Here is a 25,412-nt window from a genome sequence, read left to right as displayed (position 1 = left end):
GGGTTAGGGAGGGGGTGACATACTTTTAAAATAAACTATCTAGATTTTTATAAAGTACTTCTTTTTTATAAAAGGATTTTATTAAAACTGTATTTTTAAAAAACAGCAGACAAAACTATCTCCGTCCCATATTTTTTGTTAAGTACAAAATTTTGGGCAATAAAATCCTATGGCGTTATTAAAGAATTGCCAAAATAAAAAGGCAACACGATAAAATGCCAACAAATTAACCTAATAAAGGTTTTGTTTAGTTATTGATTCTTTTATTTACCAGCTCACTATAAAGCGAAGTAAATTTAAGTTTTTGGAATGTGCTAAGAAAAGCGGTTTAAGAGGTAACTTAAAGACAAATATAAGTTATCAAGATAAGGATTTTTTACCTTATATTGTCTTATAAGTTGTCTTGTAAGTTTAAATTTCTTAAGAAAGGATAAAACAAAGACGAGACATGACAAGTGACAGCATACCATTGTCGCATACCAGAATAGCTATTAAACAACAGCCATACGCCATAAATGGACATCACAAGATACGCCAAACAGCCAGTTATAAACAATCAGTTTTAGAAAATCAGAGAATATAGCTTAGTAATAAATAAAGCCTACTACTATAGAGCTATACTGATTTTATACCCACAACAGAGTTAAGCGTTGCTGGGGTGATTGTCTGCTTTGTATTAACCAATGCTTTAGTTAACACAGATGAAAATAACGACATTGCTTTTACTCCTATAGGTTGTGGGTTAATGGGAAAGGTTATGATACCAATTCGCTAAAATCATCTATCTTTGTCAAACTCACTTAGTCTACTAATTGTAGTACTTGCACTCGTTTTTCTCGATAGATGAATTAATCAAATTGTTATGTGCAGATATAATAAAGGGTTAAAAATAAAAGTCAAGTATTTTTTATAAAAAAAGAGATAAAATAAAAACCAAATTAATTTTATCCCTTTATAATCTCTTCAAATTTGGAAACTTTGATTTTGGAATCTAATTTTAGAAATAGCAGAACCATCTATTAAAGATAAAAATCAAACTCCATGCGTTTTGCTGTTTTACTTTAGCCAAACCACTGACGCACTTTTTGCCAAATACTTGACTCTGTTTTATGCTCATGATGAGTCGAGTTATCCTCATATTGTTTATTTATGTATTGGTTTTGTGCTGGTTCTTGGTTTTGCTCTTCTTGCAATTGCATTAATTCTTCATAGCTTAACTCATGAATATGAAAAAATGGCTGTGATAATACGGCATTAACCGCCCTTAATGCTTGCGTATCACCGCCTATATAATGCAACTCTGTTTCACCATTAGTCTCGTCACCCTGTTGTTTAATAGCAAATTTTTTAATGGCAAAGTGTTGTGCATATTGAGCTAATAAACTTTGTAAAATTGGGTTACTCTCATCAGCTTGTTGATATAAGGTCACTAACGGGTGACCAGAGAATATACCCGTAAAAAACTCTATCTCAAACAACTCATCAGGGTGTAAAACGGCATAAAGCTCAATATGTTGGTCTTTATTCGAGTCTAAAGGTACAAAATCTAAGTAACCCACAGTAAACCCCTCATTTTGCCACCATTTACGATAGCAAAATTGCAATACATAGCGACGGTCTTGAACTGAATCAAACTCAGTCAGACAATACGCATTGCAATCAGTAGCTAATAATACATCTAGTAACTGCTCATCAGATAACTTATCAAGTTGTAGTTCTTGGTTATCTATAGAGCAACTCCAATAGCTCAAATCTTGTCTTTGCATTTTGGAGAATTTTTCTTCGGTCGCCTTGCTGAGTACCACGCCATGTTCTTGTAACTTATCAAACAAAACTTGTAGTTTTTGCAAAGTTCCATTATCTGCCATGCCTGCAAAAGGCTCTCTTACCAGCAAATCTAAATCAAGCCATGCTCGCTCCAATGCACCCCAAGCTTTCATTGCTTGCTCTTTATTTGAATAAGTTTGATAAATATTTTGATACGTTTCAAGGTGGCTTCTTGGTTCAAAATAGGCATCGTTATATTCAAATCCTCGAGTATGAATTGCGTAAGCCATGCCCCTTTACTCTCAATCAAATTATTGATGTATTGCCTAAGATACATTGCCTAATAATTAGTGTCTGCCACACCGCCACGATGACGGTGAGCAGAAATTTAGGTGTGTTTAATGGCATTTATCGTTTAGTAAGCCCTTTTAGTGTCGTCCCTTTTCATGCCGTCTGTTGTAATGGCATATCTTGCAAAAAGACTTACAACCCAGCCTTAAGACTTGCTTCAATAAACTGGTCAAGGTCACCATCAAGCACCGCTCCAGTGTTAAAGGTTTCAACGCCTGTGCGTAAGTCCTTAATACGTGAATCATCAAGCACATACGAGCGGATTTGACTGCCCCAACCAATATCTGATTTATTATCCTCAACCGCTTGCTGTTTTTCCATGCGTTTTTGCATTTCCAATTCATACAGCTTTGCACGTAGCATTTTCATTGCCGTATCTTTATTGGCATGTTGGCTACGTTCATTTTGACATGCCACCACAGTGCCTGTGGGTTCGTGGGTGATACGCACCGCCGAATCTGTGGTGTTAACGTGCTGACCCCCTGCCCCACTTGAGCGATAAGTATCAATACGCAAATCAGCAGGATTAATGTCAATGTCAATATTGTCATCAATTTCTGGTGAGATAAACACTGAGGCAAACGAGGTATGGCGACCATTATTGCTATCAAATGGCGATTTGCGTACCAAACGATGTACCCCAGTTTCAGTGCGTAGCCAACCAAAGGCATAATCACCTTTGACTTGAATGGTCGCTGATTTAATCCCTGCTACGCCCCCTGCTGATACTTCAATTACATCGACCTTAAAGCCATGTGCCTCACACCATCTGGTGTACATACGCAGTAGCATTTCTGCCCAGTCTTGTGCTTCCGTACCACCTGAGCCTGATTGAATGTCTAAATAGCAGTTATTGGCGTCCATTTCACCGCTAAACATACGTTTAAACTCTAATTCTTCCACCTGCTTTTGAGCTGTGTCTAGCTCACTTTGTACGTCTTTAAGTAGGCTTTCGTCCTCTGCCTCAATCGCCAGCTCAAGCATGGCATTGGCATCTTCTAATGTGGTTTCTAGCCCAACGATGGTATCAATCACCCCATCAAGTTGACTTTTTTCTTTACTGATTTTGGTAGCTCGCTCAGGGTCGTCCCAGAGATTGGGATTTTCTAGCTCAAGATTAACTTCCTCTAAGCGTTCTTGCTTGCCTGCAAAGTCAAAGATACCCCCGTAACTCGGTCGCTCGGTTGCTTAAATCTTTGATTTGCTCTACATATTGATTGGTTTCCATAAAACACCTATCTTGTTAAAGGCTAAAAGCCCTCCCCTTACTTCAAGGGGAGGGTCTGGGAGGGGTCTAACCGCTTATTTTAACAAAATTCCGTCACCTCTGTTAGGCAGTTAATTGGGCTAAATTAACTAAATCGCCCAATCTTCCACTGCCCAATGATGAGCCAATGCATGAGCGTGTAAGGTATCATCTGGGCTGATACACACTGGCACGTCCGCCCATTCTAATAAAGGCAAATCATTTTTAGAGTCCGAATAGGCATAAGTTTTGCTAAAGTTCACGCCAGCTTGCTTACGTCTGTCTAGCCACTTTTGTAAATGATACAGTTTGCCCTCTTGAAAATTGGGCTTGTCGGCTAGTTTTCCAGTATAACGATTGTCTTTGACTTCCAAAGGCGTAGCTAACATATTAGCTTCTTCAATACCAAAACGCTGAGCAATTTCACTGACAATAAAGTCATTGGTCGCTGAGATAATCACCACTTCATGCCCTTGTGCCAAATGCTCACGAATGGCTTTGACGGCTTTGGGTCGCATGTGTGGCTCGATTTCATATTTGATATAATCTTCACGCAATGCGTGTAGCCTATCCATCGGTAAGGTAGTCAAAAAAGCACTGACAAATTCGTTATACTCTACTGGGTCAAGCGTGCCTGCAATATACTGCTCATAAAAGCGTTGATTGGCAGTACGATACTGCGCTTCATCAACTAAGCCATGTTTGACAATATACTCACCCCATAGATAGTCACTATCGACATCGAGTAAGGTATGGTCAAGGTCAAACAGGGCTAAAGTTGCTTGTTTTGGATTTGTGGTTAAGGTTTGTTCAAAGTTCATAGACTTGCCCCAATGCTAAAATGCTAAAGAGTTATTAATTTTGGCATATCTTATCATGTTGTCATAATAACCAGTGTTTAAATACTTAACCAACAGACAACACTAACAGACAAAAGAAAACCCAAACCTAGGGCAGAGGTCTGGGTTTTGGGCGTGCAAATTATTATTATGACTTCCTTATTTGATCACTCCTTAGATCAAGATGACAACAGTTTATTATGTATAGGGCAATATCATAATAACCTTCAAGTCATCCATCAACACTACTGTCCATATCCTTGTGCTGATGGGTTTATTGTAATTTTAGCGAAGCAGTTTGCCTAGCCGATAAATACCTAAAGTTATGTAAGCATTTGCTTACATAAACTAACAATCTGATAAACCTAAACTATTTGGTGTAATTTAATCGCTTTTGCAATTTACTCATTCTTACTTAACCCCACGCTGTTGTTGCGCATGTTCTTCTGACACTCGCCGACCTTCATCTACTCCCTCTTCGATGGTCTCTTTTGTCTCAACCTTATCTTCAGCCGTAGCTTTAGGTGCTGCTTGTATTTGTTCTACACATACCTCAGGCTCATATTGTAATGTAGTTAATACAGGAAAATGATCTGAACCGATAGACTCTAAGCGTTCAATAGCCACCAAGGTAAAACTAGGGCTATGAAAAATATGATCCAATGCCCAACGTAAAAAAGGATAGTTCACATGAAAAGTATTGATAAATTGTCGTCCAATACGAGGATCAAGCAGTCCTGAGATACGCTGAAACATGCGTGTGGTTTTTGACCATGCCACATCGTTTAGATCTCCTGCCAATATCGCTGTTTGTTGATTTTCTTTGATGTGTTGTCCTACTAATAATAGCTCCGCATCACGGGTAGTCGATTTATCTGCCTCAGTTGGGCTTGGTGGCATGGGATGCAAACAATATAGCCATATTAATGTCTCATTATCTAGACGTAGCTGGGTATGGATAGAAGGTATGTCATCAACGATCAGATATTTAACCTCAGGATCAACCAATTCAAACTTTGAATACAAATGCATACCATAAAGATTCTCTAAAGGTACTTTAACGGTATAAGGATAATCTGTTTCTATACTAGCTAACGCACGCTGCCATTTTTGGTCCGTCTCCAGAGTGATTAATATATCAGGCTGTTTATCTTGTATTCGCTGTAACAGTGCTGCTGTATTATTATTGGGTGTGAGTACGTTAGATACCATAATTTTTAATTGCGGTGCTTCTGCGCTCATACTGGCTTTTCTGACTTCTTTTTTCCATAGAACTGTATAGGGCAATACCATTCTAAGTTGAAACGCTATGGCGATACTAAGCGCAACCAATAGTAACCACTGCCAAGCTGTCCACACCGCCCAACTTCCTGTCAACAACAGCATACCCAACCAAGCGACTACTCCCAATACAATAAATTGAATACGCGGAAAATCTACCGCCCGTATCCACCAATGGTCAAAAGGCAATAATCCCCATACTGTCACAAATACAATAAATGCGGCTAAATACTGACTGGCACTCATAAGATATTCCAACATGACAATCCTTACTTAAATAAGCCCCTAGAGTCTGATATGACAACTCTGATAAAAAATCGCTAAACATACAGCATATAAGGCTAAATAATAATGATACAAAATTGTGGCTAGCCTATCATATCCGCCTTTATGTGTCCTCAAATTGACTTAATTTTAGCTTTTAGCAAAATTTTTATTGATTTTTATGCCAAATCAAGGCAAGGTAAAAGGTTGATAAAAAGGCAATATATTTCTGCCTTCTTTGTATCAATGTATCAATATACTAAGGAGTAAATGAATGGGTTCGTCTGAAAGTGAGCAAGCATTACAAGCAAATCTAGCCCCACAAAAACCAACCGTAGGACTGGTTGGTTGGCGTGGTATGGTCGGCTCAGTACTAATGCAACGTATGTTAGAAGAACAAGACTTTGATAATATTACCCCCCTCTTTTTTTCTACCAGTAATGCTGGTGGTCAAGCACCTCAATTTGATGGTGTTATTTTGCAAGACAGTAATAGCAAACTTAAAGATGCCAATGACCTAACTGAACTTGCAAAGTGTGACATTATCATTACTTGTCAAGGTGGTGACTATACCTCACAAATTCACAAACCCTTACGTGACTCAGGCTGGATGGGCTATTGGATCGATGCTGCCAGTACTCTACGTATGCAAGATGAAAGCACCATTATTCTAGATCCTATTAATCATAAGGTGATTAATAACGCCTTAGAATCGGGCAAAAAAGACTTTATTGGCGGTAATTGCACTGTATCTTTGATGCTAATGGCAATTGGAGAGCTGTTTAATCGTGGCTGGGTAGAATGGGTATCAGCCATGACCTATCAAGCAGCCAGTGGCTCAGGTGCAAACAATATGCGTGAGCTTATTAACGGTATGGGTGTATTGCATGATGCTGTTGCAGCCAAACTAGACGACCCTGCCAGCGCTATCTTAGAAATTGACCGTACCATTGCTGAGACTCAGCGTAGTGATAGCTTCCCTGTGCAATATTTTGGCGTGCCCTTAGCTGGTAGCTTGATACCCTTTATTGACAGTCAGCTAGATAATGGACAATCTCGTGAAGAGTGGAAAGGTGGCGTAGAAACCAATAAGATTTTGGGCAATACTGCTGACTCAAGCATCCCTATTGATGGATTATGTGTCCGTGTTGGTTCAATGCGCTGTCATGCTCAAGGTTTGACCATCAAGCTAAAAGAGAATATCCCGCTTGAACAAATTGAAGCTGCGCTGCGTGAAAGTGATAATCCTTGGCTAGATGTCGTTGCCAATGATAAAGAAGAAACCATTAAGCGTTTGACCCCTGTTGCCGTTACTGGAACACTGACCGTTGCTGTTGGACGTTTACGCAAGCTCAATATGGGTGATGAATATCTTGGTGCGTTTACAGTGGGTGATCAATTATTATGGGGTGCAGCTGAACCACTACGTCGCATGCTTAATATTATTCAACAGCATAATGGATAAAATGGATAATAAGCCCATCCTATAGATATAAAACTGAAATATAAAGTAGCTACAATACTTTGCTTACGCTGTTACTGTCGTTATAATAGCATTGCAAAGTATGTAAAACTTACTTAATTTACAAATAGATAAGGTAGCATTAGCTGCCTTATCTATATGGGATTTGTTGAATATTAATCCCATCACGTCAATATTTTTAGGGTTTACAACTATATTTTATTTTACTTTTGGATAAAAATTGGTTAAATTTTTTCTACAAAGAGGGAAGCTTAACAGATATAAATGATTCATAAATATTTTTTATCAATATGAATTTTATTTGCCACCTTTTCAATAAAAAACAAATTAATTGTCGCAAATAAGATTATTACTTTTTTATTTTCACTTAATCTCTTATACTTCAAATAAATCACATATAATACTGTGTTGTTTAAAGGAAGAACAAAGAACGATGTCACAACTATTTTTGTGTCATCCAAACCATAAGACAAAATAAACTGGTAATTAATTGTGTACTTTGATATAAAATTATGATAATTACACCCTTATACTTTGCGGCTTCCATTTTTTAATTTAATACAAAAAGACCTATATATAAAAAGGATGCACATGTCTTGCTCATCATATTGTCGTTTTAAATTCGTCAAACTCTCTGCTGCTATCGCTTTTTTATTGACGAGTAATCTTTATGCCGCGACAATTGGCTCTACACATGTTAAGTCTACTCAATATCAACCACTAGCGGCAACAATTGAAGTTAGTGATATTGATCCTGACAATTTTTCTGTCACCTTGGCAAATCAGCAGATTTACCAACAAATGGGGCTTACATCTAGTCCTACAATGTCAGTTAATTTTGTTAAGACCAGTGCCAGCTCAGGTAAAGTCATCATCAATACAAGCTCTGCTTTAACCGACCCTTTTGCAGATGTCGTATTAACAATCAATGATGCAGGGGCTCAAATAGTTGTTCCTAAAACATTATTATTACCTTCAGGGGGGGCGACTCAGCCAAAGTCCATGTCTAATCAGTCTAATTCTCAAACAACAGGGAATACCAAACAACCTGACTTACCTGTTGTTAATCAAACCTCAGATCGTGCTTTGGGACAACCTATTTTAGGAAAACCGCTGCCCATTAATAGCTCATTACCACCACCTTTAAATGCATCTGCATCATCAGTGACACCAGAGGCTGATGCCAATACCGCACAGACAACTCAAACAGAAAATAATACCAGTAATACTTTCGCTGGCAGTCATCATATACAGCCTTTAAATATAAATATCACTCGTACCTATCGTAGCCACCAAGCTGGGGCTAATTTAGCTCAAAATACTGAGATATTAGCTCAACAAGATCTGTCACAAAATACCACCGTTGAATCAGATCCAACCTCACAAGAACCAACAGTAGAAGCAGTACAAAAAAATGAGGTGGCAGCTAAGGTAACGGACAATACAATAGCGGATACTGCTCAAAAGTCAGCAACAAATGCTAAAGCTGAAGTACAGACAACTCCCACGCCTGATATTGCACTTGGTAAACAAACCTATACCGTACAACAAAACGATAATCTGTGGACCATTGCAAACCAAATTGCGCATGAAAACAATTTGAGTGTTCAAACCGTCATGCAACAAATTAAGGCTTACAATCAAGATGCGTTTATCAATGGTGATGATAGTCTACTAAAAACAAATGCAAAGCTTAAATTGCCTGATTATAAGGTCATTCCTTCAAAATTAGGCATTAAAGCAGCCATTGCTGCCCGTAATGCGCAACAAAATAAAAATAGTAAGTCTACCAGTTCTAGCGATACTCAAAAGATGCAAGCCAAGGCTAAGAGTACAACTAACCGTAATACACCATCATCTGCATCTGCTACTAATAAAACCATTACGCAAGCTTTACCAAGACCTCATGTTACTTTGGTCACACCAAGCAGCTCTGGCAGCTCTACAGGTAGCCAAACCAGCCAATCTAGTACAGGTACTGGAATCAATGCTGAATTGCTAGCCGAATTAAAATCATCTCGACAAACTGCTGCCAGCAAAGTCCAGAGGGTAAAAAGCCTTAGTAAACAACTGGCGGACAGTACGAACCGCATGCAGCTTCAAAATCAACGTTTGGCCGATCTAGAGCAACGTTTAAAAGATTTACGTAATAAATAATACGCAATAAATAATTAGTTCATCATCAGCACTGAGTCATTGTAAATGACAAAAAAATGGCGAGAGTGTTGACGTAGGAGACAATATGAACGACTATCTTTATTATATACTTATAGGTTTGGTGGTACTTTTTGTTATCATTATTTTGCTTATGCGCAAAAAAAAGCAGCCATCACTACCACCTGCTGCTGCACCTGCACCTATTGAAGAACAGCCTCAACCAATCAAAGAACCAGAAGCTGTGCCATCACCGTCAGTTGCTTCTACTGATCTTGATCAAGATCGAATAGAAGTCGCCAAAGATTATATCGAACAAAAAAGATACGATGATGCCAGTGCTTTGCTTAATGAAGGGTTAGCTGCTGAGCCGCATAATGAAAAATATATGCTACAGCTACTAGATATATATGCACAAACTGCACAGCATGAAGCGTTTAATAGTATGTATCAGAACATACAAACACAGGCTGATATGATCACGTTGCAACAAGCGAAAGAGATCAAGCAGCAATACGCTGAACGTTTTCCACAAGCCATAGCTAATGATGCTGTCGCTGAAACCATTAATACCTCAAATACTATTGAAGATGATCTATCTTTTGAGTTTGAGAATGAATTGTCGTTTGATGAAGAATTATCACTTGACGAAGATCTGTCACTTGATGAAAAACAAAGCATTGATGATGATTTGACTCTCTCTACAGAAGCTGAAGATGAACTCACTTTATCTTCAGCAGCACCAGCAAGTCTAGAAACTAATGAAAATGATGATTTAACTACTTTAGATCTAGAGATAGACGAAAAACCAGCCAGTGCTGAGGAAGATTTATTCACATTTGATGAACTAGAAAGTCAACTCTTAGCTCCAGAAACTGAAGACAATGTAGTAGAGACTGAGTTAAAGTCAGAATCTCTTGAAGCTGAACCTACAGCAGAATTTGTGTTAGATGAAGAATTTACCACAGAGACAGAGGAAGCCACATTAGATGAATCAAATCATGACTTGCAATTAGATGATGATAGTGAACTATTGTTGGATTTGGATGATGAGAATCTGTTTGAATTAGATGAAGCAGATACTGCGGCTAATGTAGAGGCACCAACTCATAATGAACCTACTTTTGAGTTAGATCTTAGCGATGAGATCAGTGAATCTCCACAAACAGACACTGCCCCTGTCACCCCATCAGAGTCAATTAGTGAAGATACCACTGACTTCTTTGATGATATGGGCTTAGAGGATACAACTGCTGATAAGCCAACAACTGCTAATGAGATAGATAATCTTGAAGCAACTATCAGTGAAGCAGATGATGATTTTGTATTTGAACTAGATGATGATGCAACTCAAGATCATGCCACACAAACTGAAGAGTTAGTCTTAGATGATTTAGAACTAGATGACTTAGATGCCAATGAAATTGACTTTGGTTTAGCAGAGCCTGAGCAAAGCAATGCAGAAATCCAAGATCAAGATAAAGATGATGAAGAGGTTGTATTAACGTGGGACGAACCACTAGAAGAAACCTCCATCGTCGCACAGCCTGCTTTAGAAGACAATATCTCTACAACAGAAGTTGAAGATATTCAGCTTACAGATGAAACTTCGGAAACTTCCAAAGAGTCTTTAGTGACTGACTCTACAGTAGCAGATACTCCAAAAGAACAGGTACAAGAAAAACAGGTATTTGAATCAGACTCTGTTTCAACTGCCAAAGCACCTACAGATACACCCGTAACACCTAAAGAAGAAGCGGTATCAGCACCAGTCATAAATGAGCCTAGCATCGAAGAAATTGAAGAAGATGAAGACCTTATCTTTAATGAAGGTGTGGCTGATACCATATCTCAACTCGATGCTCTTGATTTTGACTTTGATGCCGAGTTTGATGATGAATTTGAGCAGCCAACACCAAGTCCAGAATCGTTAACCGTCAAGCCAAGTTCAACTGAATCTGTAGAAAGTTTGGACCTTGCTGACTCACCAACACCAACATCTGTTCAAACGCCTGTTGTTTCTCCAGAGAAACCCTCAGAAGTTGATGTGTTAACCACTGAGACCAAGGCTACGCCTGCACCTGTTACAAAAATAGATAAGGAATTTATACAAGCATTCGACTTTGTTGAACAGCTTGATAAAAGTCAAATAACCTTAGACTTAGCAGAACAATATTTGGATCTTGGTGAGTATGACAGTGCCAAACGCTTGGTGAATGAGGTTCTTACATCCACTGCCAGTGAGCAACATAAAGCACACGCAAAAACTTTACTTGAACGCATACATTAATAACTCTAACCATTTATTAGTGTAAGCACAAAAGGCATAAAGCGATCGCTTTATGCCTTTTTATCTCTAGATACTAAGCCTAATATAAATATGCCCAATACACAATACACTACGCCTATCTTATCAACCAACCCAACCATCCAACTTATCTACGCTGGCGGCACATTTGGTAGTTATGGCAAACCATTACAAGCCATTGATGCGGATGTGTTCACCCCTCAACTATTGGCATCTCTACCTAATACACTAAGTGACAATATCAATATTTTGCCAAATGAATGTGTTAAAGATAGCAGCCAACTGACGCCGAGTGATATGGTACATTTTTATCAGCTATTACTCTCTGCCTACTCTGATACATCTAATCCTAAGCGGCAATTTGTAATTATTACGGGCACAGATACATTAAGCTATTTGGCAGCTTTTTTGGCAGAAGCTTTTGCAGGCAGTGATATTTGTATTGTACTCACAGCCAGTATGAGCCCATTTTTTGATGCTAATATTCTTAATGATTATAAGATTGATCCACAAAGTGATGCCTTTGATAATTTAAAAGATGCCATAGGTTTAGCAAGCTATGGTGAATCGGGGGTCATCGTTGCTTTTGCAGGCGAGTCATGGCCAGCACAAACAGTGCAAAAAATACATAGCCATGATTTGATGGCATTTACAGGACATTCTCGAGCAGGCTATCCCGCCACCAGCTATCATAAACAGTTATCCGCCCTGCGCCGCCAGCATTGGATTGATAATCAACTGGCTACGCATATCATTATTGAGAAAGCAAAAAAGATTAATATTCCGTTGCTATTTTGCCTACCCAATCAGATACAGTGGCTCACTGACATGTTTGCACAAACACTAACACAGTGCCAAGCATTTGCCCCTACAGGTATTATTCTGGCAGGTTTTGGTGCTGGCAATATCCCTTTTAGCTATGAATTAGCCAAACTTATGGATACAGCCTATCAACAAGGATACATGCTGGTTTGTAGCACCCAATGTCCATTTGGTGGTGTTAGTGACAGTTATGCTGCGGGTAGTTGGCAATATCAACATCATGTTATCTCTGGAGGACGGCTAACCATTGCGGCCATTTATGCGCGCTTATTATGGTTACATTTATCTTTAAATACTCCTAAACAAAGGCGTCAACGCTGGGCTTATAGTAGCAACTTGACATAACCCTACGCTATATTAGAAAAACAATTATGAACCAAATCGCAACCGAACCCTACAAATCAAAAACCTTAGCATCCATATCAGCATACCAACGCTATGCCATTGGTATTGAGTTTATTGGTACACCATACCGAGGCTGGCAGCGTCAACAAGAGGTATTGTGTATACAGCAAGTGCTAGAAACTGCTTTTAGTACCGTTGCTAATGAGAGCATTGAAATTATAGCCGCAGGGCGCACAGACGCAGGCGTACACGCTGGCAATATGGTGGCACACTTTGATACTACAGCAGTGCGTGGCATCAATAACTGGCTACGTGGTGTCAATAGCTTACTGCCTGATGACATTGCCCTACGTTGGATTCAACCGATGAGTGATGCGTTTCATGCCCGCTTTGCTGCCATAGCCCGTCGTTATCGTTATATCACCTTAAACCAGCGGCAACGTCCGGCCCTACTACATCACCAAGTGACACATATTCATGAAACGCTGGATTTTAATGCCATGCAAAAGGCAACAACATATATTGAAGGCACCCATGATTTTTCTAGTTTTCGTGCAGCGGCATGCCAGTCAAAACAACCTGTGCGCTGTGTTAGTCATGCCAAGCTGATACAACATGGGCAATTTATTGTGCTCGATATTCAAGCAGATGGTTTTTTGCATCACATGGTACGCAATCTCATGGGCACCCTATATGCCATTGGTAAAGGGGAAATTGCTGCTGAAACCTTTTTATCGATACTCAATGCCAAAGATAGAACCATTGCCCCACCAACGGCTGCACCCGATGGACTATATTTTATCAATGCTTATTATCCACCCGCCTTGCAGCAAGAGTTGCCTGATCTGCCATTGACACCACTATGGCTTAATTTATAGCCCTTTTGTAGCGTACAAAGCATAGCCATAGTTTGATGTCAAGTATCTATTGGGGATTTATCTTGCGTTTAAGCTTTTGCTTGCGTATAATACTGGCTTGTTTTCATTATATAGATACAGATAATTATGGCAAAGAAAGACGACATTATTGAGTTTGAAGGTGAAGTAATCGATACGCTACCGAATACTCTATTTAAAGTACGTTTAGAGAATGGTCATGAGATCATTGCTCATATCTCTGGCAAAATGCGTAAACATTACATTCGTATTTTGACTGGCGATAAAGTTAAAGTTGAGATGACTCCTTACGATTTGACCAAAGGTCGTATTACCTATCGTGGTAAAACCTAAGCTCGACCACAGTTATATCAATATCAGTTATCAATGATTATTTATAAACAAGACCGCTCATAAAATAGCGGTCTTATTTATTTTGCCTGTCACATTATATTCAAAATACACTATTTAAACTCTACTGTCGCATCATTATCAAGTACACCATACAACGCCAACGCATCCCAGTTCGTCAGACGCACACAACCAGAAGATGCTTGACGACTGATACGCTCTGGATCAGGTGAGCCATGAATACCATAAGTTGGTTTGCTCAGTCCAATCCAAACCAGACCTACTGGATTATTTGGCCCAGGTGGTAAGATAGATTTACTCCCATTATCATGGCTATAGGTATAGTTAGGCTCATATACTTTCACCTCTACTTTATGGGTTCCAGAAGGTGATGGTGTTGCGCTACTGCCAACAGTGGTGGGATAACTGGCGACCAAATTACCATCGCTATCATACGCATATAGCGTCTGAGTTGATTTATCAGCCACTACTCGGCTCACTGCGATGGTAGAAGGATTGGCAGGATTATAAACGGTAATTGTCTCACCAGATTCAAACTTTGCATCAGGATTGAGTGTCTGTAAATAATCTCGACTTATATGGAATTTTTCTGCCAACGCCTCAATTAGGCTTTCATAATACATACCATCAAGCTTTGCTTTATCTTCTACTTCAGCAGGAATCGTCGTTGTGTTGATATTCACATCATCATCTGTGATGACATAATTCACTAACACAGGCTGAGTCGCAATCTTGCTATTTTTGGTTAGGGCATCCCAAGTTTGTTGATTTAACTCATCACTCTGTGCTAATCCTTGTGCCTTTTGAAATGCCTGCATGGCTTTGCGGGTATTCTTACCCCATCTGCCATCCACAGCACCAACACCATGATGCTGCCAATTTAACAAGGCTTGTAGTTTTGTCGTTATCTCACGATTCAGTTTGGTGTTAGGTTGCCATTTCGCATTATTTACTTTTTGGGCTTGCGGTGATAAGTGATCAACCGTATAAGGTATGCTAGGAAGGACTCGATTTAATTGCTGTTTAATTTTAGCCTCACCTGTCAACTTTTGGCTAACATTGGCAGTAGAATTAGCAGTCGTTTTAGAACTATCATTGGCCGCTATAGAAGCAGAAGTCGTTGTCAATGATACCAATAGCATACTGACAAGTATTAATGGATAGTTTTTATTCACAATAAGTATCCTTCACTCTATCTATTCGTTTCAATGATTTTAATATAAACCTGTTTCATAGAGCGATGGAATTATTGTAACTTTCACCTGTTAATTTCATCATAAGCATTTGCATTTAAGTGATTGCAGTAAATTGCACTTATTATGTGAACCCAAGTTATCTTTAATGGATATAAAAAATGCCCACTAGTAATAGAAGGCATTTTTGTTTTGCAGTCATGACATTCGATTTAGGTTAAGTAGATACCATAACCGATTGGCAAAAATAAGGCTGATGCTCGCTTTGCGTTAACCATGCTCTATTGCAATTTTGCCAATACTGCTGCACCCATTTGCTGACAACCAACTTGAGTCAAGTTACTCGCGTCGTTTCTGTCTAAAATATCACCCGTACGTAGCCCATCTTCTAAGACATCGCTCACTGCTTGCTCAATGGCTTGTGCAGACGCTTCATGTTTGAAGGTATAACGTAGCATCATTGCAACTGATAAGATGGTTGCCAATGGATTGGCTTTATCTTGTCCTGCAATATCTGGTGCTGAGCCATGACAAGGCTCATACATGCCTTTACCATTTTCATCTAGGCTAGCAGAGGGCAGCATACCAATAGAGCCCGTCAGCATTGCCGCTTCATCAGACAAAATATCACCAAACATATTGCCTGTGACCATCACGTCAAATTGCTTTGGATTTTTAATCAGTTGCATACAGGCATTATCTGCATACATGTGGGTTAGCTCCACATCGTTATAATCAGATGCTTGTAGCTTATTCATTGTTTGCTTCCAAAGCTCAGTCACCTCTAGCACATTGGCCTTGTCTACGGAACATAATTTGGCTTGTTTGCCTGTGACTTTTGCCCGAGTTTGCGCCAAATCAAATGCCACCCGCCCAATACGCTCAATCTCACTACTGCTATAAACCATGGTATTATAGCCTTGCTCTTCACCATTATCTAACGTACGAATACCACGCGGCTCACCAAAATAGATACCACCTGTCAGCTCACGCACAATCAACAAATCCAGCCCTGAGATGACCTCCGCTCTAATACTAGAAGCATTAATAAGCTGTGGATATAGCTTGGCAACTCGCAAATTAGCAAAAAGCCCCAGCTCACTACGAATCTTCAGCAAACCACGCTCAGGACGTTTGCTACGTTCAATCTGATCCCATTTAGGACCACCCACTGCGCCCAATAATATGGCATCAGCAGCACGGGCTTTGTCAAGTGTCTCATCAGGTAATGGCTCACCTGTGGCATCAACAGCAACACCACCAATCAAACCTGACTCAATCTCAATTTGTAAGTCAAACTTATCATTGACTGCTTGTAATACATTAATTGCTTGTGCCATTACTTCTGTGCCGATGCCATCACCAGCCAACGCTAAAACTTTCATGTTACTTCCTTATGTTATGTTTTATTTTTACTCATTGTAACCATCCATCTATAGCCTATCATAATAAAAATGTCTGACTATAAATACATGCCTCAGCCACCTAACTAGGCTTTTACTTGTTTAAATATCCAAGGTGTCTTTTGTTTCATCTTATCTTCATAAGCTTTGATGGCATCACTTTGTTGCAGTGTTAAACCAATGTCATCAAGACCATTGAGCAGACAGTGCTTGCGAAACTCATCAACCTCAAATTCATATTCTGTACCATCAGGCGTGATTACCACTTGACGCTGCAAATCTGTGGTTAACTCATAGCCCTCAGTACTTAAGATTGCATCAAATAGCTTATCAACAATCTGTTCATCTAATACAATAGGTAACATACCATTTTTGAAACAGTTATTGTAGAAAATATCAGCAAAGCTTGGTGCAATGACGGTACGAAAGCCATATTCAGACAACGCCCACGGTGCATGTTCACGACTTGAGCCACAACCAAAGTTTTTGCGTGCCAATAATATGGTTGCACCTTGGTATTGTGGTTTATTTAAGACAAAGTCAGGATTGATAGGACGCTTGCTATTATCCTGCCCCGGATATCCTTCATCAAGATAACGCCATTCGTCAAATAAATTGACACCAAAGCCTGTACGCTTGATGGACTTTAAAAACTGCTTAGGAATAATCTGATCGGTATCAACGTTAGAGCGATCGAGCGGGCAGACAATCCCAGTTTGGGTGTTATAAGCTTGCATGGGTTTTCCTTAATTTTTATATCTAAAAATGAGTAATACAGTAATGAAGAAAAATATTATTTACTATGAAATCCTAGTATCACCTCAACATCTTTAATGCTGAGATGACGCACCAATTTTTGCTCCTCGACAGACAAACGATTACTATGCTCTTTTATCATCCTATGCACCCCACGCGCCACTTCACTGGTGCTGGCATAATATAAAGTTGGATCATCATCAGATAACTTATGCATAAACCGCTCAACGATTTTGCGGGTTTGAACGGCTTGGGTTTCTTCATTTATACTCATAAGTACTGCTCATGGCAAATTTGTTGTGTTTGCATAGATTTCCCTATAATTAAAGTCAATAATAATAAACATTTTAAAACATTACTTTAAAATCTATACTAACAATCTAAAGCAATAGCTTTTTGTGGATAAATACAGATACTAATAAATTTTACTTCTGCTTTGTCAGCACAAGTTTATTTTTGGTAAATATATTATTTTCATCTATTAACTTATTATCTTTTAATAACAATGTATGCTGCACAGTGGGTTGTGAAATCCCATTGATATCAAAGTCAAAGTCTGCAAATATTTTCTTTTGCCCATTGACAGTTTGTATCTGGGTAATGTCAACTTCTTTTGAAGCTCTACTAAAATCCTTAGCATTATTATCAGAACAGTTTTTATTCGCATAAAATACTCTTGATGCTTCAAGTGTCAATAGGTTTTTCTCTAAATAGAAGGTATAACCAATAATATAGCCCCCTTTTGAGTTTTTTCCCGATATGCAATCAGAATGCCATGACGCACTTTCTAACTCTTTCTCTAACTTTAAAATAGCTGGAGATTTTCTAAAAACAGTCTGCTTAATATTATTTTTTTTCAGACTCTGCTCAAAATGATACCACGCCTCATGTGCTGGAATGATACGATGTATAGGGTCTTTCCAAAGCTCTTTTAAGCTATAATCAGTTAAATTTCCAGCCTTGTTATAATCTATCTTATATGTGTCAATATAAATACCATTATCTAAATTCCTATCTTTATCCAAACTTTGCAAAAGCTGCAATACTTTTGTAACTTCTTGCGGATTTTTAGAAAAATCTTGTGGTGTGACGATTGGTTTTGGCATGGCGCTACCAAGTACTAAGTTATTAATTTTAAAGGTCACCATCTTATTAGGTGTATAAGAAAACTCGCCTTTTTCATTGGTGCGTCCAATCGGAATATCATCTTGATAAACAGAAACACCTTGCACAACAGTATCAAGCAAAACACCCGTTTGCGGTGTTGTACTTGGTGGTGTTGTAGGCGATGTTGTACTTGAGGTGTCTGATTCATTCGCACTATTTTGTTGATTACTATCATTATTACCATCGCCACCACATGCAGTAAGGCAAGATAACAGTATTGCTGATAAAGCAATTGTATTAAAACGCATATCTTAATTTCCTTATTTTGTTTTGAATAATATTAAAACTCACGCACATCAACAAAATGCCCTGCCAATGCAGCAGCCGCCGCCATAGCAGGACTGACCAAATGTGTCCGCCCACCATTGCCTTGGCGACCTTCAAAGTTACGGTTAGAAGTCGAGGCACAGTGTTCTTGCGGCTGTAGTTTATCGGCATTCATCGCCAAACACATCGAGCAGCCGGGTTCTCGCCACTCAAAGCCAGCTTCGACAAATAGCTTATCTAAGCCTTCAGCTTCTGCTTGCTGTTTTACTTGTCCTGAGCCTGCCACCACAATCGCCTCTTTGACATTATCAGCTACTTTACGTCCTTTAATCACCGCGGCGGCATCACGTAAATCTTCAATACGAGAGTTGGTACATGAGCCAATAAATACCCGATCTAGCTTGATATCAGTAATGGGTTGTCCTGCCCGCAAGCCCATATACTCATACGCTCTTGCCCAGCCTTCTTTTTGCACTTCATCTTGTGCCATATCTGGTGTTGGTACTTTATCACAGATATCAACCACCATCTCAGGTGATGTACCCCATGAAACTTGTGGTGCAATGGTACTACCGTCCATCTCAATAATGGTATCAAATACTGCATCTTCATCTGAATGTAAGGTATTCCAATAGGCAACTGCATCTTCCCATTCTTGACCTGTTGGTGCGTAATTGCGCCCTTTAACATAGTCGATGGTGATTTGATCGACACCGACCATACCCACACGTGCACCAGCCTCAATCGCCATATTACACACGGTCATGCGTCCTTCCATACTCATATTACGGAACACTTCGCCTGCAAATTCAATGGCATGGGCTGTACCACCTGCGGTACCAATTTTGGCAATAATAGCTAAAACCACATCTTTAGGGGTCACGCCCTCACCAAGTTTGCCATCCACTTTAATCAACATGTTTTTCATTTTTGATTGCACCAGACACTGAGTTGCCAATACATGTTCAACCTCAGAAGTCCCAATACCATGAGCCAAGCAGCCAAGTGCACCATGAGTTGCTGTGTGTGAATCACCACAAACGACGGTCATACCGGGTAATACAAGCCCTTGCTCAGGCCCAACCACATGAACAATACCTTGACGATCATCATTAATGGTAAACTCAGCAATATCAAAAGCCGCACAGTTTTCATCTAAGGTAAATACTTGTAGACGTGAGACTTCATCTTTGATGCCTGCAACCCCTTCACTACGCTCTTTTTTAACCGTGGGTACATTGTGATCCGGTGTGGCAATATTGGCAGATAAACGCCACGGCTCACGGTTGGCGAGTCGTAGCCCTTCAAAAGCCTGTGGACTGGTGACTTCATGTAATAAATGTCGATCAATATAAATCAAACTTGAACCATCTTCGCGTTGACTGACCAAATGGGCATTCCAAAGTTTGTCATAAAGCGTTTGACCTGCCATAGTAATTTCCTCTTCAATGGTGGCGCTTAAGCTGCCATAATAAACGTGCAATTTTGTATGTTGTGATTATAGCAGGCAAGTCATATAATAATAATTGATGATTTTTATTATTTATTAAACTTTTATTTATACCTGCTATTGAGGAGTATCCAATTTAATCTTTTACCAAGAATAACTTCAATATCCCATAAATTTTTCCGAAATTTTAACCCAGCTTATTATAAGTGAGGCAATAGTGAATACCACCAATTTGACAACTTTCATCACTGTGATGCAAACAGGCAGTATTTCTGGTGCAGCAGAAAAACTTTTTATTACCCAACCTGCCGTCAGCAAGCGTATCAAAAACTTAGAAGATGAATTTAATGTCATTTTATTTGATACTTTAGGTCGAGGTATTGTGCCTACACAAGCCGCCACTGAGTTACTACCCCATGCCAAACGCTGGCTAGATGATTATGATAATTTTAAAATCAATATCCAAAACTCACAACAAACCGTCTCTGGTAAGCTCGTCATCGGGACTAGCCATCACATTGGTTTGCATCATCTGCCCCCTGTACTCAAGCAGTTTATCCAAATGTATCCTGCGGTACAGTTAGAGGTACATTTTGTTGACTCAGAATCGGCGCATAAATCGGTATTAGATGGTGACTTATCATTGGCTTTTTTGACTTTACCACCGGTCTATGATAAACGTCTCACCTATTATACTTTATGGTCAGATCCGCTGTATTTTGTTACTGGTACGTTATCATCATTAGCCAAAAAATCCAATGTGTCGTTAGAGGAGTTGGCACATTATGGTGCTATTTTACCTGCTGCCAATACCTTTACCAGTCAGATTACTTTGGCAGAATTTGCTAAACAAAACCTCAAACCTTATGCCACTATGAGTACCAATCCGTTAGAATCCATTCGTATGCTGGTATCCGTCGGCTTAGGCTGGTCGGTACTGCCCCAAACTCTTATCAATCAGGATCTTGCTCGCATTGATATGGCAGAAAACTTGGAGCTACAGCGTTATCTTGGTGTGGTCATCAATCCACATCTGACTCGCTCTGCAAGTGTTGAGGCACTGATGCAACTGCTCGCTCCCATAGATGAATGAGAATAAATGGATGACTAAAATTAAAATTGAATTGTTAGTTATTGGTGGATAGTAAACCATCTGTCTAACATAAGCCACTATAAATATCCTGTGTCAATACCCTACTCTCAATTTTGTTTTATAAAATCATATATGACCCCTCCTAAACCCTCCCCTTACTTCAAGGGGAGAACTTAAAAACCAGTTCCTCTTCCTGAGAAGGAATATAGCGAAACACTGTTTCGCCCCTATTTAATCATTAACTTAACATGAAACACTCATGATTTTTTCTAAAATAATAGTCGTTTGTGTCATAATGTTAGCAATTTGTGTCTTCATCCTCTATAATAGACATCCGTTTTTGTTATAAAACACAACATTTTTATTCATGCTGCACTCATTTTTTATCTTAAATCACGGAGTTTTTGACAGTCCAAATCCTTGATCTCATAAGATTCTACAAAGCCAAAAGCCATTATGTAGCACTTGCCATAATGGCTTTTTTGTATGTGCAGCATCATCTAAGATTTAATCAAATATGTTAAATTTGAGCAAAAATTTTCCCCATTGGGTCGCTCTTATTTACTAAGGAAGTATTGTATGAATGGAGTATCAACGGGTGTGCTAGTCTCACTAGCCGCTTATTTTTTATTAATGATTGGCATTGGTGTCTATGCCTATTTTAAACAAGCCAATGACTCAGAAGGCTATATGCTCGGTGGTCGTAGTTTAGGCCCTGCTGTGACGGCATTATCTGCTGGTGCATCAGATATGTCTGGTTGGCTATTACTAGGACTACCAGGTTATATGTATTCCTCTGGTATTGTCAGTATTTGGATTGCTTTGGGTCTAACTATTGGCGCATTTTTAAACTATATCATCGTTGCCCCTCGTCTACGGGTATATACTGAAGTCGCCGATAATGCCATTACCCTACCCGATTATTTTGCTAACCGTTTTGTCGATCGCTCACATCTATTACGGGTTATTTCAGCCATTGTCATTATCATATTCTTTACCGTTTATACCGCAGCCAGCTTAGTTGGTGGTGGTAAATTATTTGTTAGTGCCCTAGGGTTATCTTATCAAACGGGGCTTTGGGTAACTGCTGGTGTGGTCGTTGCTTATACCTTATTTGGTGGTTTTTTGGCAGTATCGATGACCGACTTTGTGCAAGGTGTCATCATGCTATTTGCGATGATTATTGTACCGATTGTTGCCTTTTCTGATCTGGGCGGGGTAACGCCAACCATCGATGCGGTGCGTCATATTGACCCTGAATTACTCAATATTACCAGTGGCATGACCTTTATGAGCATTGTGTCATTAATGGCATGGGGACTCGGCTATTTTGGTCAACCACATATCATTGTTCGCTTTATGGCGATTCGCTCAGTCAAAGACATTCCAACTGCACGAAATATTGGTATGAGTTGGATGATTATTAGCCTTATTGGTGCGTTGATGGTCGGCTTTGCAGGTCGTGCTTATGTGCAAAAAACAGCCATGACCTTAGAAGACCCTGAAACCATCTTCTTAGTATTTACTCAGTTCTTATTCCACCCATTAGTATCAGGTTTCTTATTAGCCGCCATTTTAGCTGCGATTATGAGTACCATTTCATCACAGCTATTGGTGGTATCAAGCTCGCTAACCAAAGATGTTTATAAGTTATTCTTTGACAGAGAAGCACCAGAAGCTCGTCAAGTATTGGTAGGACGTATTTCAGTCGTTGTGGTAGCTGTAGTTTCTATTTTGCTTGCCTCTGACCCAGAAAGTTCTGTACTTAACCTTGTATCAAATGCATGGGCAGGATTTGGTGCAGCCTTTGGACCTTTAGTTATTATTAGCTTATTGTGGGAACGTATGAACCGTAACGGTGCGGTAGCAGGTATGGTCGTTGGTGCATTAACGGTTATTCTTTGGATATATGGTCCTTTCACTATTAATGGTATGCCATTAAACGATTGGTTATTCGCCATCGTACCCGGCTTTATTTTAAGTTGTATTGCCATTTATGGGGTCAGTATGGCAACGGGTGGTCCTGAAGAGAAAGTCCGTGCTCAATTTAAAGAGATGGAAATGAACCTAAATGGTTAATGAGATTAAGTCATTCTCTAACCGTTAGAATTTAAGAGTTTTAATGAAAAAATGCCTCATTACTATTTATTGTGATGGGGCATTTTTTATGGATAAGGTTAGCCAAGTATTGACTAAATTATAGCAATCATTACTCCCCCAAATCCTCAAACTTTAAACCAAATTTTAACAAATACTTGCGCAATCTATCACTATCATTAGGATTTTTAAGTTTGTCACGAGAGTTGGCGTACAGATACCGCCCTGCCGATGCTTGTGACTTTTGCCCCTGACACACAGTAATGACATACGCCAACTGTACCGCCTCAAACGGGTCAATATCTTGGCGTACTTGTTTACTGACGTACTGCTCTAATATCTGCTCGGTGGACTGCTCTAATGACGTTGCTATTTGTTTGGGCGTTTGGGTGTTTTTAGTTAGATTATTTTTATTTAATGAGCTTTTGCTTAGGCTATTTTTGGGAAAAGATAAAGAGGAAGATAGATTATCAGTCGGCAATTCCCATAAATCTATTAAGCGTCGAATTTCTGCTTTGACATCGGGCAATCGTATCACCTTGCTATCACTTAACGTAGTCATGCGTATCATACTGGCGGATAAATCTCGAAAGTTGCCCTGCCATGTCGCCTCATGACTGGTGGCAAACGCCTCATATAATCGTCTTGCCTCACGCTCAAAACGGTACTGCTGTTGTTGCTCACTGCCAAGCCGTGCCAATTCATAATCAATATTGGCAGGCAAATCCTCTAACCTATCTTTTAGCGACGGCAAAAAGAACGTCCATGTATTAAGCCGAGCAAATAAATCTGCCCGAAACTCACCATCTGCCACTGCTTGACGCAAATCCTTATTTGTCCCTGCCATCAGTTGAAATGACACAGATACTGGCATATCACTACCCACAGGATAAAAACGCTGTTCTTCTAATGCGGTCAGTAGCATCGCCTGTTCATCAAGCCCAAGCTCACCAATTTCATCTAAAAACAGTACCCCACCATCAGCAGATTTTAGCAAACCATCACGACTGCTATTTGCCCCTGTAAACGCCCCTTTAACATGACCAAATAACACGCTCATGGCGGTATCACCACGCAACGTAGCACAGTTAACCTCAACAAACTGACCAAGTGAAGCCCCTGCTTGCACACCTGCTTTGTCTTTTTTTAGGGTGTAAATTTGCGTTGCCAATTGCGATTTACCTGCCCCTGTTTCACCAATCAATAAAATCGGTGCTGTTGAGCGTGTGGCAACTTTTTCAATATCACTAATCAGCTTTTGATAGGCTTCATTTTGAGTAACCAGATTGGCTTGCAGGGTTTGCCAATGCTCGGCTTTTTCTGCCTCAAATCTTGCCCGTAAGCTGTCGTAACGGGACACATCAAGGTCAATAATTTGATAGCACCCTTGCGGGTCAGATTGCTCAGGTTTAGGACAAGGCGAGCTTTGAATTAGCTTAGCAGGAATAAACCCTGCCTCAACGAGTAAAAACCAACAAATCTGTGCCACATGCGTACCTGTGGTCAGGTGCAATAAATACTGTGTGTCCTCAGCAAAATCAAACCCTGTCACAAAGTCATACAACTCAGCATAGACTTGGGCAAAATCCCACGGTGATGCCAGCCTAACTTGATGCCCCACCACCTGCGTAGTCGGGCAAACTTGGGTAATATCGCCCGCCATCACATCATACATACGCTGGTCTTTGGGGCTATAGAGGATATGCAGTTCATCTACCAACATGTCATCATGCAGGCATAGGCTCACCGTTGGTCGCCAGCGTTGCCAACGCTTATCATTAAAGCCTTTATCTAATGTCGTACCCAAAAAGCCGATGATAGCCGTTTTTTTACTCATATTGAGCCTTTAACTTATAAATTAGTTAATCAAATCAGTGAA

At 39.6% G+C, this 25,412-nt stretch carries 19 protein-coding genes; 8 read left to right on the top strand and 11 right to left on the bottom strand.

Annotation, left to right across the window (positions count from 1 at the left end):
* Positions 1-1,061: 1,061 nt before the first annotated feature.
* The 4 genes from FHK89_RS10690 to FHK89_RS10675 all read right to left on the bottom strand — a co-directional run bounded on the left by FHK89_RS10690 (position 1,062) and on the right by FHK89_RS10675 (position 5,745).
* Entirely contained in the window at positions 1,062-2,057 is a 996-nt protein-coding gene (locus FHK89_RS10690) for a hypothetical protein (RefSeq protein ID WP_230660009.1), read from the bottom strand.
* Between the two features lie 193 nt (positions 2,058-2,250).
* Positions 2,251-3,346 (bottom strand): peptide chain release factor 2 gene (gene prfB, locus FHK89_RS10685; protein WP_227428742.1). Its coding sequence is split into 2 segments (ribosomal slippage): positions 2,251-3,273 and positions 3,275-3,346, totalling 1,095 coding nucleotides; the frame shifts between segments, so codons are not numbered across the junction.
* Positions 3,347-3,474: 128 nt separating this feature from the next.
* Complete coding sequence (locus FHK89_RS10680; RefSeq protein WP_230660006.1) at positions 3,475-4,185, bottom strand: HAD family hydrolase; 711 nt, start codon at positions 4,183-4,185, stop codon at positions 3,475-3,477.
* A gap of 429 nt (positions 4,186-4,614) precedes the next feature.
* Complete coding sequence (locus tag FHK89_RS10675; protein WP_230660003.1) at positions 4,615-5,745, bottom strand: endonuclease/exonuclease/phosphatase family protein; 1,131 nt, start codon at positions 5,743-5,745, stop codon at positions 4,615-4,617.
* A gap of 277 nt (positions 5,746-6,022) precedes the next feature.
* On the opposite strand from FHK89_RS10675, the gene asd reads away from it, so the two are divergent.
* From asd to infA, 6 genes are all read left to right on the top strand, one after another.
* Entirely contained in the window at positions 6,023-7,213 is a 1,191-nt protein-coding gene (asd, locus tag FHK89_RS10670) for an aspartate-semialdehyde dehydrogenase (protein ID WP_230660000.1), read from the top strand.
* Between the two features lie 609 nt (positions 7,214-7,822).
* Entirely contained in the window at positions 7,823-9,388 is a 1,566-nt protein-coding gene (locus tag FHK89_RS10665) for a type IV pilus assembly protein FimV (RefSeq protein WP_230659997.1), read from the top strand.
* A gap of 85 nt (positions 9,389-9,473) precedes the next feature.
* On the top strand, positions 9,474-11,675 hold the full coding sequence (locus FHK89_RS10660) for a FimV/HubP family polar landmark protein (protein WP_230659994.1): 2,202 nt from the start codon (positions 9,474-9,476) through the stop codon (positions 11,673-11,675).
* A gap of 90 nt (positions 11,676-11,765) precedes the next feature.
* Complete coding sequence (locus FHK89_RS10655) at positions 11,766-12,860, top strand: asparaginase domain-containing protein (protein ID WP_230659991.1); 1,095 nt, start codon at positions 11,766-11,768, stop codon at positions 12,858-12,860.
* Positions 12,861-12,886: 26 nt separating this feature from the next.
* Entirely contained in the window at positions 12,887-13,738 is an 852-nt protein-coding gene (gene truA, locus FHK89_RS10650) for a tRNA pseudouridine(38-40) synthase TruA (protein WP_230659988.1), read from the top strand.
* 126 nt (positions 13,739-13,864) lie between these two features.
* Positions 13,865-14,089 (top strand): translation initiation factor IF-1, encoded by a 225-nt coding sequence (infA, locus tag FHK89_RS10645; RefSeq protein ID WP_011961149.1) that lies wholly within the window; start codon positions 13,865-13,867, stop codon positions 14,087-14,089.
* Positions 14,090-14,199: 110 nt separating this feature from the next.
* On the opposite strand, the gene FHK89_RS10640 is transcribed toward infA, so the two are convergent.
* The 6 genes from FHK89_RS10640 to leuC all read right to left on the bottom strand — a co-directional run bounded on the left by FHK89_RS10640 (position 14,200) and on the right by leuC (position 20,325).
* On the bottom strand, positions 14,200-15,282 hold the full coding sequence (locus FHK89_RS10640; RefSeq protein WP_230659985.1) for a L,D-transpeptidase family protein: 1,083 nt from the start codon (positions 15,280-15,282) through the stop codon (positions 14,200-14,202).
* Between the two features lie 299 nt (positions 15,283-15,581).
* A complete protein-coding gene (leuB, locus tag FHK89_RS10635; RefSeq protein WP_230659982.1) occupies positions 15,582-16,685 on the bottom strand; it encodes a 3-isopropylmalate dehydrogenase in 1,104 nt (367 codons plus the stop codon).
* Between the two features lie 104 nt (positions 16,686-16,789).
* Positions 16,790-17,440, bottom strand: coding sequence for a 3-isopropylmalate dehydratase small subunit (leuD, locus tag FHK89_RS10630; RefSeq protein ID WP_230659979.1), 651 nt, complete (start codon positions 17,438-17,440; stop codon positions 16,790-16,792).
* A 56-nt stretch (positions 17,441-17,496) separates the two neighbouring features.
* A complete protein-coding gene (locus FHK89_RS10625; RefSeq protein ID WP_230659975.1) occupies positions 17,497-17,733 on the bottom strand; it encodes a hypothetical protein in 237 nt (78 codons plus the stop codon).
* A 151-nt stretch (positions 17,734-17,884) separates the two neighbouring features.
* On the bottom strand, positions 17,885-18,874 hold the full coding sequence (locus FHK89_RS10620; protein ID WP_230659971.1) for a hypothetical protein: 990 nt from the start codon (positions 18,872-18,874) through the stop codon (positions 17,885-17,887).
* Between the two features lie 32 nt (positions 18,875-18,906).
* Positions 18,907-20,325 carry a 3-isopropylmalate dehydratase large subunit gene (leuC, locus tag FHK89_RS10615; protein WP_230659968.1) on the bottom strand — a complete coding sequence of 473 codons (1,419 nt, stop codon included), beginning with the start codon at positions 20,323-20,325 and terminating at the stop codon, positions 18,907-18,909.
* A 235-nt stretch (positions 20,326-20,560) separates the two neighbouring features.
* On the opposite strand from leuC, the gene FHK89_RS10610 reads away from it, so the two are divergent.
* Together FHK89_RS10610 and putP are read left to right on the top strand one after the other, a co-directional pair.
* The gene (locus FHK89_RS10610) at positions 20,561-21,436 is read left to right on the top strand and encodes a LysR family transcriptional regulator (RefSeq protein ID WP_230659965.1); all 876 of its coding nucleotides are present in this window, start codon (positions 20,561-20,563) and stop codon (positions 21,434-21,436) included.
* Positions 21,437-22,015: 579 nt separating this feature from the next.
* Positions 22,016-23,515 (top strand): sodium/proline symporter PutP, encoded by a 1,500-nt coding sequence (gene putP / locus FHK89_RS10605; RefSeq protein WP_230659962.1) that lies wholly within the window; start codon positions 22,016-22,018, stop codon positions 23,513-23,515.
* 130 nt (positions 23,516-23,645) lie between these two features.
* Here the strand turns inward: putP and rtcR are convergent, their stop codons facing one another.
* On the bottom strand, positions 23,646-25,370 hold the full coding sequence (gene rtcR, locus FHK89_RS10600; RefSeq protein WP_230659959.1) for an RNA repair transcriptional activator RtcR: 1,725 nt from the start codon (positions 25,368-25,370) through the stop codon (positions 23,646-23,648).
* Between the last annotated feature and the right edge of the window lie 42 nt (positions 25,371-25,412).

The sequence above is a fragment of the Psychrobacter sp. I-STPA10 genome, from assembly GCF_021012795.1.
In the GTDB taxonomy this organism is placed as follows: domain Bacteria; phylum Pseudomonadota; class Gammaproteobacteria; order Pseudomonadales; family Moraxellaceae; genus Psychrobacter.
This window is presented reverse-complemented; position numbering and strand designations above follow the sequence as displayed.

Excerpts from the sequence above, each read along its gene's own strand:
- infA (WP_011961149.1), top strand. The coding sequence starts at position 13,865 with ATGGCAAAGAAAGACGACATTATTGAGTTTGAAGGTGAAGTAATCGAT.
- FHK89_RS10675 (WP_230660003.1), bottom strand. The coding sequence starts at position 5,745 with ATGTTGGAATATCTTATGAGTGCCAGTCAGTATTTAGCCGCATTTATT.
- leuC (WP_230659968.1), bottom strand. The coding sequence starts at position 20,325 with ATGGCAGGTCAAACGCTTTATGACAAACTTTGGAATGCCCATTTGGTC.
- FHK89_RS10620 (WP_230659971.1), bottom strand. The coding sequence starts at position 18,874 with ATGCGTTTTAATACAATTGCTTTATCAGCAATACTGTTATCTTGCCTT.
- putP (WP_230659962.1), top strand. The coding sequence starts at position 22,016 with ATGAATGGAGTATCAACGGGTGTGCTAGTCTCACTAGCCGCTTATTTT.
- FHK89_RS10690 (WP_230660009.1), bottom strand. The coding sequence starts at position 2,057 with ATGGCTTACGCAATTCATACTCGAGGATTTGAATATAACGATGCCTAT.
- FHK89_RS10680 (WP_230660006.1), bottom strand. The coding sequence starts at position 4,185 with ATGAACTTTGAACAAACCTTAACCACAAATCCAAAACAAGCAACTTTA.
- FHK89_RS10660 (WP_230659994.1), top strand. The coding sequence starts at position 9,474 with ATGAACGACTATCTTTATTATATACTTATAGGTTTGGTGGTACTTTTT.
- FHK89_RS10625 (WP_230659975.1), bottom strand. The coding sequence starts at position 17,733 with ATGAGTATAAATGAAGAAACCCAAGCCGTTCAAACCCGCAAAATCGTT.
- asd (WP_230660000.1), top strand. The coding sequence starts at position 6,023 with ATGGGTTCGTCTGAAAGTGAGCAAGCATTACAAGCAAATCTAGCCCCA.
- leuD (WP_230659979.1), bottom strand. The coding sequence starts at position 17,440 with ATGCAAGCTTATAACACCCAAACTGGGATTGTCTGCCCGCTCGATCGC.
- truA (WP_230659988.1), top strand. The coding sequence starts at position 12,887 with ATGAACCAAATCGCAACCGAACCCTACAAATCAAAAACCTTAGCATCC.
- FHK89_RS10655 (WP_230659991.1), top strand. The coding sequence starts at position 11,766 with ATGCCCAATACACAATACACTACGCCTATCTTATCAACCAACCCAACC.
- FHK89_RS10665 (WP_230659997.1), top strand. The coding sequence starts at position 7,823 with ATGTCTTGCTCATCATATTGTCGTTTTAAATTCGTCAAACTCTCTGCT.
- rtcR (WP_230659959.1), bottom strand. The coding sequence starts at position 25,370 with ATGAGTAAAAAAACGGCTATCATCGGCTTTTTGGGTACGACATTAGAT.
- leuB (WP_230659982.1), bottom strand. The coding sequence starts at position 16,685 with ATGAAAGTTTTAGCGTTGGCTGGTGATGGCATCGGCACAGAAGTAATG.